The 13,109-nt window shown below is 45.3% G+C and carries 12 protein-coding genes; 5 read left to right on the top strand and 7 right to left on the bottom strand.

Going from position 1 to position 13,109, the window contains the following annotated elements; all coding sequences use genetic code 11:
• Positions 1 to 222: 222 nt before the first annotated feature.
• The 3 genes from HXW94_RS09375 to HXW94_RS09365 all read left to right on the top strand — a co-directional run bounded on the left by HXW94_RS09375 (position 223) and on the right by HXW94_RS09365 (position 2,699).
• Positions 223 to 1,413 (top strand): YkgJ family cysteine cluster protein, encoded by a 1,191-nt coding sequence (locus HXW94_RS09375; protein WP_178366640.1) that lies wholly within the window; start codon positions 223 to 225, stop codon positions 1,411 to 1,413.
• A gap of 13 nt (positions 1,414 to 1,426) precedes the next feature.
• A complete protein-coding gene (locus tag HXW94_RS09370) occupies positions 1,427 to 1,903 on the top strand; it encodes a hypothetical protein (RefSeq protein ID WP_246293813.1) in 477 nt (158 codons plus the stop codon).
• Positions 1,904 to 1,991: 88 nt separating this feature from the next.
• Positions 1,992 to 2,699: a LysM peptidoglycan-binding domain-containing protein gene (locus tag HXW94_RS09365; protein ID WP_178366638.1), complete on the top strand. Its 708-nt coding sequence runs from the start codon at positions 1,992 to 1,994 to the stop codon at positions 2,697 to 2,699.
• Here the strand turns inward: HXW94_RS09365 and HXW94_RS09360 are convergent.
• The 7 genes from HXW94_RS09360 to HXW94_RS09330 all read right to left on the bottom strand — a co-directional run bounded on the left by HXW94_RS09360 (position 2,692) and on the right by HXW94_RS09330 (position 9,740).
• Positions 2,692 to 3,369: a phosphoribosylanthranilate isomerase gene (locus tag HXW94_RS09360; RefSeq protein WP_178366637.1), complete on the bottom strand. Its 678-nt coding sequence runs from the start codon at positions 3,367 to 3,369 to the stop codon at positions 2,692 to 2,694. The two genes, HXW94_RS09365 and HXW94_RS09360, sit on opposite strands and share 8 nt — an antisense overlap.
• 476 nt (positions 3,370 to 3,845) lie before the next feature.
• Entirely contained in the window at positions 3,846 to 4,652 is an 807-nt protein-coding gene (gene trpC, locus HXW94_RS09355) for an indole-3-glycerol phosphate synthase TrpC (RefSeq protein ID WP_178366636.1), read from the bottom strand.
• 20 nt (positions 4,653 to 4,672) lie between these two features.
• Positions 4,673 to 5,692, bottom strand: a complete 1,020-nt coding sequence (trpD, locus tag HXW94_RS09350) for an anthranilate phosphoribosyltransferase (RefSeq protein ID WP_178366635.1) — start codon at positions 5,690 to 5,692, stop codon at positions 4,673 to 4,675.
• A 1-nt stretch (position 5,693) separates the two neighbouring features.
• Positions 5,694 to 6,263, bottom strand: coding sequence for an anthranilate synthase component II (locus HXW94_RS09345; RefSeq protein WP_178366634.1), 570 nt, complete (start codon positions 6,261 to 6,263; stop codon positions 5,694 to 5,696).
• A gap of 6 nt (positions 6,264 to 6,269) precedes the next feature.
• A complete protein-coding gene (locus tag HXW94_RS09340; protein WP_178366633.1) occupies positions 6,270 to 7,757 on the bottom strand; it encodes an anthranilate synthase component I family protein in 1,488 nt (495 codons plus the stop codon).
• A gap of 21 nt (positions 7,758 to 7,778) precedes the next feature.
• On the bottom strand, positions 7,779 to 8,027 hold the full coding sequence (locus tag HXW94_RS09335) for a hypothetical protein (protein ID WP_178366632.1): 249 nt from the start codon (positions 8,025 to 8,027) through the stop codon (positions 7,779 to 7,781).
• A 312-nt stretch (positions 8,028 to 8,339) separates the two neighbouring features.
• On the bottom strand, positions 8,340 to 9,740 hold the full coding sequence (locus HXW94_RS09330) for a sigma-54-dependent transcriptional regulator (protein ID WP_178366631.1): 1,401 nt from the start codon (positions 9,738 to 9,740) through the stop codon (positions 8,340 to 8,342).
• A 204-nt stretch (positions 9,741 to 9,944) separates the two neighbouring features.
• Between HXW94_RS09330 and HXW94_RS09325 the strand changes: the two genes are divergently transcribed.
• Together HXW94_RS09325 and HXW94_RS09320 are read left to right on the top strand one after the other, a co-directional pair.
• Complete coding sequence (locus HXW94_RS09325) at positions 9,945 to 11,858, top strand: ATP-binding response regulator (RefSeq protein WP_178366630.1); 1,914 nt, start codon at positions 9,945 to 9,947, stop codon at positions 11,856 to 11,858.
• Positions 11,859 to 12,704: 846 nt separating this feature from the next.
• Complete coding sequence (locus HXW94_RS09320; RefSeq protein ID WP_218576645.1) at positions 12,705 to 13,106, top strand: hypothetical protein; 402 nt, start codon at positions 12,705 to 12,707, stop codon at positions 13,104 to 13,106.
• The last annotated feature ends 3 nt before the right edge of the window (positions 13,107 to 13,109 follow it).

Genomic DNA, 13,109 nt, shown 5'->3' with positions numbered 1-13,109 from the left:
ACTTACAAAGATAAGGAATAGAGGCTGCGGGTTTCAGCCACTTAAGGTGTTTACATTTTAATAAAAAACTCTAATTGAATCGTAAATTAAATACTTTTGATTACTATTTAATTAGATTTTATAACCTAGTCTGCCGCCAATTTTTATTATTATTATTGAGTAAGTTCAGACAGCCTTTTGGTTTGCTACAGAATCCTCTCTGTCTTACATTGGAGAGGTTCTATGACAGCAGTCCCAGGCGACTCGTGCCATAACGCATTCAAAGATATCCTGATAAATCAGTTCCGGGAAAAAATTTACAACGGTTTTATCAATGACGCAATTATTCCCGTGTTAAAGGATGTCATGGCATATGCCCATGATATTGTTAACGCCCTTGAACGTTCGAATCAAAGCCCTGCTGTGGCATGTGGGCCAGGCTGCAGTTACTGTTGTCATTCCCAGATAGATGTGTTGCCCATTGAAGCCTTGCTTATCGTCTCCTTTATTCATAAAAATTTTACCCAAAAACAGATTTTTCTGCTTATGGAGAAAATTGAGCAGCGACTTGAACTGATCCAAGGGAAATCCGATAGTACCCTTTTTTCAATCAAAGATACGTTGCCTTGTATTTTTCTGGAAAACGGGATGTGCCGCATCTATCAGGTCCGCCCTTTTATCTGTCGTGCATGGAACAGCATGGATTCATCTCTTTGCAAAAAAATTTTTGATTCAGGAACGTTTGATGATGAAATTGAATCCTCGTCTGCCAGAAATTTTATATTTGAATCTGCCAGATCACTTTTTGCTGATTTTGGCAGGCAATTGAAACTGGAAACGCTTCCCTTTGAGATGACCCAGGCGATGTTCAATTGTCTGAAAACAATTGATCCATTCTCGTTGTGGCTTTCAGGCCAAGATATCTTAAATGTAAATAATCCGTTGGAACCTGCGTTCTCACGGGTGGATTCCTCTGGTGATCATGGATTTATTGAGGCGGATTCAGATAAATCAGTGCAGACGCGCCCGGTATCCCGGGAACAGGAATACATCGATTACTTTTATGATAAATACAAAAGGCGCCTTACCGGTTATGAAACGACCGGGAATGACTCACAGGTCCATTCGTTTATTTTTCAAAATGTTTATGGAAAATCCATTGGTGCCATCGCTTTAGATGCGGGTGTTTCCCAAAACAGGACTGTACACATTCATCATCTAAGGGCCTTTGTTCTCCAAAACGGAAGCGGTACACAGATGCTTTTGGAGTTGTGCCGGAAAGCCGACTGTTTTAATATCCGGCTCAGTGCCAATCCCGCTTTTACCCCCAATGAAACATTTTCGCGCAAGGATTTCAAAGTGTTAAGTAACTGGTATGAACAATTTGGTTTTAAAGGGGATACAGGGTTATGCCGGATTCCCAGGCAGGGGTAACAGAACGTTGAAAATGATTGCACTACCCCCCGGGGAAAACAATTTTTTAAATCAGCAGATTCCCAAATTGAATAATCGTTTTTTATTGACTTTTTCCAGGGATGACACCTGTATGGAATATTTTCTTTGCAACAGGCATACAGGAAAACAGATTTCAAAAACGTTAATCGTTTCCCACGAAATTTTTTCAGGCAGTCTCTATGTTTCCAAATTTTATCCGGAACTATACAAGCAGATAAACTGCAAATATTTGTCAGCAGCCTGCTTTTATCTTATGGTTCACCATGCTGCAAATGCCTTTCAACTGCTTGATAGATGCCGGGTCAATCTGGAAACCGATAAGGCGGTATTTTTACAGTTTTACGCCAGGCTTCAGGACTTCAATTTTTATATCCGGTATGCCAGACCGGCTGATAAGGTGTGCTTGACAGGCTGTTACCAGCAAAATATGCTGTGCACTGATATAGATGACATCATACAAGCACACTAAAATTATTAAAATTATTGTTTGGGCTTGAAATAAGAGACTGAAATGCTATTAAAAGGCATTAAGATATCTTCTTTGAGGAGCCAGACAAATGAAAAAAGAGACAACCCCCCAAAAAAATGAACCCGGAGTGTCAGCCCTTGAGCCGGGCACCTCATTACTGAAAAAAAATGAATTTACCATGATTATTATGGCTGCCCTGCTGGTTACAGCTTTGGTTTTTTTCTTTTTTTTCAAGGGGGCATCTACACCGGAGAACAGTGAACAGGACGCTGTTTTAACTAAAGGGGAAGATCAGGTCAGTCAGATCGCCCCGGGGTTTGAGGATCGCATCTCTGCGCTTGAAATCTCTTTGGCAAAAATCGCATCTTCTTCGGGATCACAGGTCGTGTCCAACCTTGATGAACGGATTACACGAATCGAAACAGCTGTACATCTAAAGCTTGACACCCTGTTTGAGCGTGTGAACAAGCTTGACACCTTAACTGAGCGTATGGACAAACTTGAAGGCAGATTAAGCAAATTGGCTGTTATTGCCTCGACACCTCCCCCAAAAAATGTTGGCAAACCCGAGCCTAAAGTGAAGAAACCGGCAGTTGCGCCCAAGAAAAAAGTTCAGGTAACAAAGAAAAAAGCCGTGACACCAAAGAAGACCGGTCAGTTTCATACAGTTCAAAAGGGTGAAACCCTGTGGTCCATTTCCCAGAAATATAACACCACTGTGGCAGCCATACGCAAATTGAACAATCTGACGCCTGAGGATAAGATATATCCCGGGAGTAATTTATTGGTCAAATAGAGACGGATTTTGCCGCCCTGATAAAGGCGTTGACCTTTGAAATATCCTTAATCCCCTTTGCTTTTTCCACCCCCGAGGAGACATCTACGGCATGGGGACGTATCCTTGCAACCGCATCTGCGACATTTTCCGGGTTAAGTCCGCCTGCCAGCATCACACGCACCTTTTTTGCCATTGCAAGGGCCTGGTCGTAATCCCAGGTTTCTGCATTTCCCCCGGGAAGTATGCCTTTGCCGTATTCGGCCAGACAAAAATCGGCGGATTTATATTTTTCCGTGTCACAAAGTTTAGGGGGCCTTGCTGCAAAAAACGCTTTGGTCACCACAAGGTTTTGGGCGGATAACCGGTCGGCAAGTTCAGGGGATTCTGCGCCGTGCAGCTGTACGATGTCAAGCCCGCAGGCAGAAACGGTCTGCATGATCGTATCAAAGGTTTCGTTGACAAATACGCCGCAGGCCGGCACGCCCTGGGGCAGGGCTTGGGCAATGTCTCGGGCTTGGGCTGTGGTTACATGCCGGGGACTTTTTTCAAAAAAAACGAGCCCGATGATATCCGCGCCGGCGTTCACACAGTCCAGGGCATTGTCCACAAGGGTCAGGCCGCATATCTTTACCAGCACATTGTGCTTTTGGGCCGGTATCTGCCATATCGGTGCAGGAAAGTGCGTCATGGCTGTTCGTCTTCCGATGCATTTTTTGCTATACAAATATATAGCTTACGCCATTTTATAAATAGCGGGGGTCTCTCCCAAAGCATAACGTTTCAAGTGAAATATTATGCGCTTTAATTTTCCATTACTAACAATCTTATTGGCTTGGTTCTCGCTAATGAAATTGTTTATGTTTGAAAAATTGTTACCCGTAAGGTTTTACATGCCATGGTTTTTAGGCACAACCATTTACCTTTTCAAAGAACTATCTTTCAAAATAACGAAATAGTTGATTTTTGTCAACCAAAAATAGATCAATCTGGATATTTGCTATAAGCACTTTTTATGGCTATGGTGTCTATATATTGTGGCTAAACGGTGCAAGAAATACGATATGTGGTACCCGAATTTCTTATGGCAAATATCCAGAGATCAATCCAGCTATTTTGAATATTAGATTTTTTATTTTAATAAAGAATAGTATAAAATTTTAGATACTATATACCGACCTCTTTATTGATGCCAAGAAGGGTTTTGATAAATTGGGCAGGATCTTTTGAACGCACAATGCTCTCTCCCACAAGGAAATTGAAAATACGGTTTTCAATGCCGGCTTCAATACCCGGACGACCGGAAATGCCCGAGGCCTCTACGGGAATGATGTCATCAGGAAAAATTTTTGCCACACGTTTTGCCACACTGGTGTCCACCTCAAGGGTGGCCAGGTTTCGGTTGTTAATGCCTACCACCCGGGCCTGGGCTTGATATGCCTGCTCAAATTCAAATTCTGAATTGATCTCCACCAGCGGCTCCATGCCAAGTTCCCGGGCCAGAAGGGTCAGCTCTGCCTGTTGGGCCGGATCGAGCAGGGTGGTAATCAAAAGCACGGCAGACGCCCCGGCCTTTTTGGCTTCATAAATCTGGTATTCGGAAAAGATAAAATCCTTTCGAAGTACGGGCAGATTTGTATTTTGACACACAAGTTCCAGATCGGACAGCGTGCCTTTAAAATACTTTGATTCCGTAAGCACTGATACGGCCCTGGCACCACCCTGGGTGTAGGCCCTGGCATAGGCGGCCACGTCAAGATCGGTTCTGATGTCCCCCTTGGAGGGCGATGCTTTTTTGACCTCGGCAATGATCCCTACCGCTTCACGGGTTGAGTCTGCCATGGCATCTGCAAAAGAGGCCGGGGCAGGGGTATGTTCCGCATCATGGCGAATGGCGGTCAAGGGAATTGTGCTTTTAGCCTGGTTTATTTCTTCTTTTTTAACATCAACAACAGCGTTGAGAAATCCTTTCATTTATTTATCTGCCTTTCTATTCACGCGTTTTCTTTGGTATAATCCGCCAACAATTCAAGTTTTTCCATGGCCGCCCCTGTTTCAATGGATCTTAAAGCCAGCTCAATACCCTTTTCAATGGTGGGCGCAGCATCTGCGGCCACAAGGCCGGCACCTGCATTAAGCAGGACAATATCCTGTTTCGGACCCTTTTCCCCGGACAGAATGGCCCGGGTGATGGCGGCATTGCGCTTTACATCGCCGCCCAAAAGATCCTTGGGGTCGGCGTATTCGTCAAAATAGCTTAAGGGGTCCACATCATAGGTTTTAATCATGCCGTCATTGAGTTCCGTCACCCGGGTCAGGTCTGTGGTGGTCATCTCATCCATACCGTCATGGCCGTGGACCACAAAGGCCTTTTCCACACCCAGCAGATCCAATGCCTTGCCAAACATTTCCGTCAATTCCGGTGCATATACCCCAAGGATTTGACATGAGGCGGCTGCCGGGTTGGTCAAGGGGCCGAGCATGTTGAAAATGCTTCTGATTTTGCATTCCGTGCGGGCTTTCATGGCGTACTTCATGGAGCCGTGGTACAGGGGCGCAAACATGAACCCAATGCCGATTTCGTTGATGGCCTCTTCCACAATTTCAGGGTCCACACTTAAATTAATTCCAAGTTCTTCCAGCACATCCGCAGACCCGCATTTGCTGGTGACCGACCGGTTGCCGTGTTTTGCCACGGTAACGCCGGCCCCTGCAATAACAAAGGCCGTTGTGGTGGAAATATTAAATGACCCCGAGGCATCACCGCCTGTGCCGCAGGTGTCAATGACCTTTTTGGCAAGGGTCTGAACCCGAACCGCCTTGGTCCGCATGGCCCGGGCCGCACCGGCCAGTTCCTCAAATGTCTCGCCCTTTGTGGCCAGGGCCGCCATGAATGCACCGACCTGGGCTTCGGTGGCCCGGCCTGAGAAAATAGTGTCCAGCATGTCTGCCATCTGGTCCTGGCTAAGATTCTGTCTGTTTACGATGGTATTCAGGTACCCTGTAAAATCCATATTATGCTCCTTTGATGAAATTTCTGATCAGCCGTTTTCCCACGGTGGTCATGAACGATTCCGGGTGGAACTGAACCCCCTGGGTGGGGTGGTCTTTGTGTTTTATACCCATGATTTCCCCGTCCAGGGTTCTGGCCGTCACTTCCAGACAGTCGGGCAGGTCTGATTCCTGAACCGCCAGGGAGTGGTAACGCATCACATTAAAGGGTTTGTTGATGCCTGAAAAAATGTGTTTGCCGTTTGCTTCCACCATGGATGTTTTGCCGTGCATAATGGTCCTGGCATGGATAATGGTGCCGCCAAAACTCTGGGCAATGGTCTGGTGCCCTAAACACACACCAAGAATAGGCATTTTTCCTGACAGCTTTTGTACCAGTTCAAGGCAGATGCCCGCATCCTCAGGCCTGCCCGGTCCCGGTGACAGGATAACGGCATCAAACCCCATACCCTCAAGTTCCGCCACGCTGATCTTATCATTTCTGAAAACCTCTGCCTGTGCCCCTGTATGCAGCACATAATGCACCAGGTTAAAGGTAAAGGAATCGTAGTTGTCTATTATTGCTGTTTTCATATTTTACTATCCTTTTGGGCTTTGTGACAGCGCAAGTTTTAATGCCATCTCAACGCTTTTGGCCTTGTTGATACATTCGTTTAATTCAGTTTCAGGATCTGAATCGTAGACAATGCCGGCCCCTGCCTGGACGGTCAATGTGTCGTTTTCCATGACAGCGGTGCGGATGGTGATGGCAAAGTCCATATTGCCGGTAAAGGAGATATACCCGGCAGCCCCGCCATAAACACCCCGTTGCCGGTTCTCAAGCTTTCCAATGATCTCCATGGCCCGGATTTTCGGCGCACCGGACAAGGTGCCTGCCGGAAAGGTGGCCTTGAAAAGATCAAAGGCGTCGCATTCCTCTTTCAGATCACAAGTGATATTAGAGACCAGGTGCATGACATGGGAATAGCGTTCAATGACCATGGTGTCCGTCACCTGGACCGTGCCGGCCTGGGCTACCCGGCCAAGGTCATTCCGGCCAAGATCAATGAGCATGACATGTTCGGCTTTTTCCTTTTCATCATTGAGCAGATCATCGGCCAGGGCCCGGTCCGTTTGTTCGGTTTTACCCCGGGGCCTTGTTCCGGCAATGGGCCGCAGGGTTGCCACCCGGTTTTCAAGGCGCACCATGGTTTCAGGGGACGAGCCGGCAATCACCCGGTCCGTGAAATTCATGAAGAACATGTAAGGTGACGGGTTGATGTAGCGCTGGGCCCTGTATATCAATACGGGATCAACCGTTGTTTGGCATGAAAAGGGCTGGGAATATACGGCCTGGAAAATATCTCCCTCTACAATATGGTCCTTGATGGTTTTAACCCCTGCCATGTAAGCTTCAGCCGGTGTTTCAGGTACAAGCTGGGTATCGGCAACAGGGGGAGGGGTCCCGGGGACAAGCGGTTTTCTTAAATCTTTCACAAGCGTCTCAACATTATCCCTGGCATTGTCATAGACCGTGGCCGGGTCATCTGTCCTGGACAGGTAACAGATATTCAGGCAGGTCAGGGTTTGTTTGATATTGTCAAAGATGATCATCTGCTCGGGAATGATAAAGTGGCCGTATGGCGTGCCCTCGGGCAGGGCAACGTCAATATTTTCAAAAAAAGAGACCATCTCATAGGCAAAGTAGCCGGTGATCCCGCTCCAGAACCGCGGCAGATCCGGGATATCAGCAGGGGTAAATCCTTTGATAACCTCCCGCATTACGCTTAACGGATCGTTGTCATGATCAATTTTTTGTGTGTCGTGGCGGGTTTCCACAAGGACATGGGTTTTAAAAATTTTGATATGCCCAAAGGCACAAACCCCAAGAAAACTGTATCGGCCCCAGCGCTCGCCACCTTCCACACTCTCTAAAAGGAAACACGCCTTGTCCTTTTCATAGCATTTTTGCAGAATGGATACGGGCGTATCACTGTCTGCAAGCACCCTTGTGGCCACAGGTATGACATTGGCGGATTGGGCAAGTTTGATAAATTGGTCTTTATCCGGCAGTCTGTCTAATATCATTAAAAAATCCTCACAAAAAATTTAAATAGTATAGGAATTTCCATTTCCCAGCACCCAGCACCCAGTACCCAGTACCCAGCACCGAACAGCCCGCCCAAAGGGCGCTAATTTAAAACAAAAAAGGCTGACATGGATGTTGTCAGCCCTGGGGTCCGCAACAGCCATGAATTTAAGTGAAAGCTGCTGCAGCGATATGTCACAAGCGTTTAACGCATCTTTGATAACCGGTGCAACAGCCATTGCCATATTGGCCAAGAATGCCACCGCCATAAATTTTGTTTCCGACTGGCTGGAAAAGTTTTCAGGCCTTGGTCATATTTTCGGCCACATAAATTTCCGGTAGGTTGGGTTGAGGAACGAAACCCAACGCCGATAAGTTGTTGGGTTTCACTTCGTTCAACCCAACCTACGCTGTGGCCGATGTTATAAGCAAGCCCAGTTTTCATAATGCGCCCTATCTGTATAGATTTTTTTTAATGATCAAATTAAAAGGTTTTTATAGCGGTGTCAATAGAAATGCTTCTATTTGTAGAAACAAATTTCCCGGCGCATCTGTGGCAGATTTAATTCCGACCATGGGCCTTATCTGGAAATATTATATTTCTTCAGTAAATAGTAAATCCGGGATCTGGAAATTCCTGCTTTTTTTTGCATTAACGCTATATTCCCATTACAGGCGTTTTTCAAGGTTTCCAGATATTTTTTTTCTGCCTCGTAAATGGCTGTATCACGGACCGTTTGAAGCGATGGCATGTCGGTTGTATAACCATTGAAAAGCGGTTCAACCGGATACTCTTTTTTTAAATCTTTTTGTAACGAAGATATTCTGATATTTTCCGGCAGGTGATGTTGATACAAAACAGGTTCTGATCGTCCAATGACAATAGCATGCTCAATGGTATTGATAAGTTCTCTGATATTTCCGGGCCAATCATTTTTTACCAAGGCCTCAAGGAATTCCGGGGACAATTTTTTGGATTGAATTTTTAACCGTGCACAAATTTTTGTGACATAAAAAACAGCTAATTTCGGTATATCATCCTTTCTTTCCCGCAACGGGGGTATATATATTTCCAGCGATTTCAAGCGATAGTACAGATCTTCTCTGAAATTTTTTTCCTTGACCATTTTTTTCAGGTCGCGGTTGGTCGCAGTGATCAATCGAAAATTGCTTGTTTTCGTTTGCTTTGCCCCCAAGGGCCGGTAGCTCCTTTCCTGGAGAATACGCAAGAATGCTTTTTGGCTCGATAACGGCAGTTCGCCGACTTCATCCATAAACAAGGTCCCCTGGTGTGCCTGCTCAACAACACCGATTCGGTTCTGAATGGCACCGGTGAAGGCGCCTTTTTTATGTCCGAACAACGTACTTTCAATTAAAGATTCCGTCAGAATAGAGCAGTCAAGAACAATAAAGTCGTTATCTTTTCGCGCACTGTTTTCATGGATGGTGAGCGCAATCAACTCCTTCCCGGTCCCGGTCTCCCCGGAAACGAGGACATTTAGATCACTTTGGGCACTTTGCGCCACAAGATTGAGTGTCTGCTTGATCTTCCGGGACTCGCCGATAATATGCTTCCGGTCTAACCAGTTAACGTCATTATATCGTTTTTTGTTTTGATACGTGATTGCCCTGTTAATGATAACTTTCAATTCTTCGGTGGAAAACGGCTTTTGAATGTAATCCCATGCCCCCATGGTAATGCTCAACGCGGCACTGGAATGATCGGCGTTGCCTGTCAATATGATTACTTCCGGTGAATCCCCCCTTTTCTTAATTTGGGGTAACAGATCCAGGCCGTTACCGTCAGGCAGGCACAGATCCAGCAAAACCACTTTATATGCGCCTTCCTTCAGTTTTCTAATTCCGCTTTTGCCGGTATACGCGCAATCGATATGGTGGCCGTCAGATTTTATCTGCTTTGCCACCATTCTGCAGATACTTTCATCATCATCAATGATCAGAATTTTGTTTAAATCACTCATAAGCCCCGATTTATCGAAGTTGTCACAGGTAATTATCTATTCCGAGAAAGGTCTTTTAGCATTTCCTTAAATTTTCAGTCAATGGGATTATAAATGTTAAAATTGATAAAACAGGTTGTTCTAACGGGTTGCGTTCTTTATACTTCAGGCCATAAAGAAAATCTATTTCTGAATAAAGAAAAGCTTAGGTGGTTTGCAGAACTCATGAAAAAGAAAAAAAGAATATTCATCGTGGAAGATGATTTGCTGTTTATCCGAACCACGGAAAAAATATTGAAAAAACTGAATTATGAAACTTGTGGTTCAACATCAAGTGGTGAGGAGGCACTTGAAATGATTAAAGGTGTCTCGCCGGACATCATTCTCATGGACATCCAGTTGAAAGACAAAATTGATGGTATTGAAACGGCTGCAAGAATTTCAAAGGCGCATAAAATTCCTATTGTGTATCTGACGGCCTACGCAAGCAAAGACTTCGTAGAGCGGATTAAACGAACAGGACCATACGGCTATATCCTGAAACCATTTAAGGATGCTGAGCTTCAAACAGCCATTGAAATCGCTTTATACAGACATAACATGGAAAAAAAGCTGTTGGAAAGTGAAGAAAAGCATAAATCAATCATCCAGACAGCCATGGATGGCTTTTTTCTTGCCGATGTGACAGGTAAGCTTCTTGAAGTGAATGACACATATTGCAACATGACCGGTTACAGTCGCGATGAGCTTTTGTCCATGGGCATACAAGACCTTGAGTCAGTTCAAAAAGATAGCAAGCGTTTCGTGAATCTAAATGCAATTCTTGAAAAAGCAGAAACCCGTTTTGAATTCCGGAACAGATGCAAGGATGAAAAAATAATTGATGTCGAGGCGAGCATACAATACAAACCATTGGATGGAGGGCGCCTTGTGGTTTTCGTCAAAGATATCACCGATCAGAAAACGGTAAAAAAACGCTTGCAGCAGGCCCAGAAAATGGAGTCCATCGGAAATCTTGCCGGTGGCATTGCCCATGATTTTAACAATATCCTTGCCCCGATAATCGGGTATTCAGAGCTGCTGTTATATGATCTCCCGGAAGAAAGCCCCCAGAATACCAAGGTTAGAAATATTTATAATGCAGGCATTCGCGGCGCTGAACTTGTCAACCAGATTCTTGCTTTCAGCCGCCAGGAAGAACACCGGTTGATACCCATCAGACTCCAGCCCATCGTAAAAGAGGTTGTACAATTAATCAAATCGACAATCCCCACAACCATTGAGATACATACGGAAATCGAGCGAACATGCAACCGGGTGATGGCAGACCCCAATCAAATGCATCAAGTGTTAATGAACCTTATTACCAATGCAAAGCATGCGGTCAGTGAATTCAACGGTAGAATTGACATCACACTCAGTGCGATTGACTTAGATGCGGATAATCCTGATTTTCATTTAGCGCCCGGAAAATATGTTTCCCTGTCAGTCAGCGATAATGGCCATGGTATTTCAAAAGAGGATTTGAATAAAATATTTGAACCCTATTTTACAACCAAGGAAAAAGGACAGGGAACTGGATTGGGCCTGTCCGTCGTTTTTGGAATCGTGGCAGAGTGTGGCGGAGAGCTCTCAGTTCAAAGCGAGGCTGATAAGGGTACGACATTTACAATTTGCTTACCTGCTTTAGAACAGCTGGAACACCGCAATGTGTCAAATGAAAATGAACGATTACCGGAAGGTGATGAACGTGTCATGGTTATTGACGATGAAGCGCCGATTGCCGGGCAGATTTCAGAAACCCTGGTACGCCTTGGGTATTCGGTTGAAAGTTTTACCAATGGCATTGAGGCGCTGGAAAAATTTGAAGGCAGCCCTCATGCCTATGATCTGGTCATCACCGATATGACGATGCCCCAACTGACCGGTGATCAGGTGACAAGTATGCTTTTGGCAATACGTGATGATATACCCATAATCATTTGTACGGGCTTTAGTGAAATCATCAATGAAGCACGGGCAAAAATTATCGGGGCCAAAGCATTATTGATGAAACCCATATTGAGACCGGTGATTGCCAAAACCGTTCGAAATATTCTGGACGCACAAAAGAAAGAGACCCGTTCAGGCAAGGATTAACTGGCCATGATCATCATTTGGGCCACCGTATTTGGGCCACCGTGTAGGTTGGGTTGAGGAACGAAACCCAACACTTTATAATTGTTGGGTTTCGTTCCTCAACCCAACCTACCATGGGCTACCATTGGCCGAAACAACGATGATCAAGGCCGATTAACTGATTGATGGCTTGTCCTGTATGACAGGACAAAAATCCTGTCAGGCAGGACGGCAACTATCCTTGCAAAAATTTATGTCAACTACCCCTCGGCTGAAGACCGAGGGGCTTGAAAAGGCCCCAAAGTTGACCAGTCTAAGTGCTTCGCGCACTACGTTAGGTCGGAAACAGGTACCCTGGGGTGCTTGCCAGCTCCAGGCTCTACGGCAAGTGGTTAAACAGGTTTAAGGGGTTAAGCCGGTGCTGCTTGCGCCAAACCCGATCATAACATTGACGAGGCAAACATTACCCCGGAAACGGGTGTTGAGCCCTGGCATATGGCTGTTTAAATATTATATGCCTTTTACAAAAAATTTTTTTAACCAAAAGGAGGCGGCAATTCCTCCCCTGAGCTAAAGACTCAGGGGTTTCCTTGCCGCATTTTATGAATATTAAATAATTACCCCAAATTCGTCGATCCTATGGTGTCTTGACCGTGAAAAGAGGATAGCAATCTGTCCTGTTTGACAGGATTTTTACCACCGGCTCAATCAAATTCGCTGATCTGATTTGTACTTCTTTCCTGTAATCTAAGAGAATATTTACTCCAAAACAAGTGTGGCACACTTTTTGAATTACTTGCATTCCTATGCATTTTCAATAATAGGCAATACCCCCTTGAACATAACCCTTTCACAATGAGTGCCATAATGATATTAATCTATTTTGCTACATCAAATACGGGTGCGGCAAAAAAAATTCAGAATATAGCTGAAAATACAGGCGCTGCATGCGAAGTTTACCGCAGGTTTCGCAGCCTGTCGACGCGTTTGAGGGAGCTGAAGCAGGATATCATCGGAGTGATTGCCTTGGCATCTGATCATGACGAGCTTTCCACGCTGATCAAAGATAAAGAGTTGCTGCTTGATGTGCCATTGATTCTTATTCTGCCGGACAATGCCATGACCACCCACTCCCAGGCAAGGAGGCTGCGGCCCCGATTGCTCATGTCAGTGGAAGACAATCTCATGGATCTGGAACAGGTGCTGCACATGATGGTACACAAGGTGAGCATCAATACCCCTTTGCCCTATGAAAGCCAAAAGCGCTGAACC

This window comes from Desulfobacter latus (genome assembly GCF_013389365.1).
Taxonomy (GTDB): domain Bacteria; phylum Desulfobacterota; class Desulfobacteria; order Desulfobacterales; family Desulfobacteraceae; genus Desulfobacter; species Desulfobacter latus.
The sequence above is the reverse complement of the archived record's forward strand: the minus strand, read 5'-3'. Positions and strand labels throughout refer to the sequence as shown.

Bases quoted from the DNA above. Each gene is read 5' to 3' on its own strand.
- HXW94_RS09365 (WP_178366638.1), top strand. From the start codon at position 1,992: ATGAAAAAAGAGACAACCCCCCAAAAAAATGAACCCGGAGTGTCAGCC.
- trpC (WP_178366636.1), bottom strand. From the start codon at position 4,652: ATGAAAGGATTTCTCAACGCTGTTGTTGATGTTAAAAAAGAAGAAATA.
- HXW94_RS09320 (WP_218576645.1), top strand. From the start codon at position 12,705: ATGATATTAATCTATTTTGCTACATCAAATACGGGTGCGGCAAAAAAA.
- HXW94_RS09340 (WP_178366633.1), bottom strand. From the start codon at position 7,757: ATGATATTAGACAGACTGCCGGATAAAGACCAATTTATCAAACTTGCC.
- HXW94_RS09330 (WP_178366631.1), bottom strand. From the start codon at position 9,740: ATGAGTGATTTAAACAAAATTCTGATCATTGATGATGATGAAAGTATC.
- HXW94_RS09325 (WP_178366630.1), top strand. From the start codon at position 9,945: ATGAAAAAGAAAAAAAGAATATTCATCGTGGAAGATGATTTGCTGTTT.
- HXW94_RS09345 (WP_178366634.1), bottom strand. From the start codon at position 6,263: ATGAAAACAGCAATAATAGACAACTACGATTCCTTTACCTTTAACCTG.
- trpD (WP_178366635.1), bottom strand. From the start codon at position 5,692: ATGGATTTTACAGGGTACCTGAATACCATCGTAAACAGACAGAATCTT.
- HXW94_RS09360 (WP_178366637.1), bottom strand. From the start codon at position 3,369: ATGACGCACTTTCCTGCACCGATATGGCAGATACCGGCCCAAAAGCAC.
- HXW94_RS09335 (WP_178366632.1), bottom strand. From the start codon at position 8,027: ATGGCGGTGGCATTCTTGGCCAATATGGCAATGGCTGTTGCACCGGTT.
- HXW94_RS09375 (WP_178366640.1), top strand. From the start codon at position 223: ATGACAGCAGTCCCAGGCGACTCGTGCCATAACGCATTCAAAGATATC.
- HXW94_RS09370 (WP_246293813.1), top strand. From the start codon at position 1,427: ATGATTGCACTACCCCCCGGGGAAAACAATTTTTTAAATCAGCAGATT.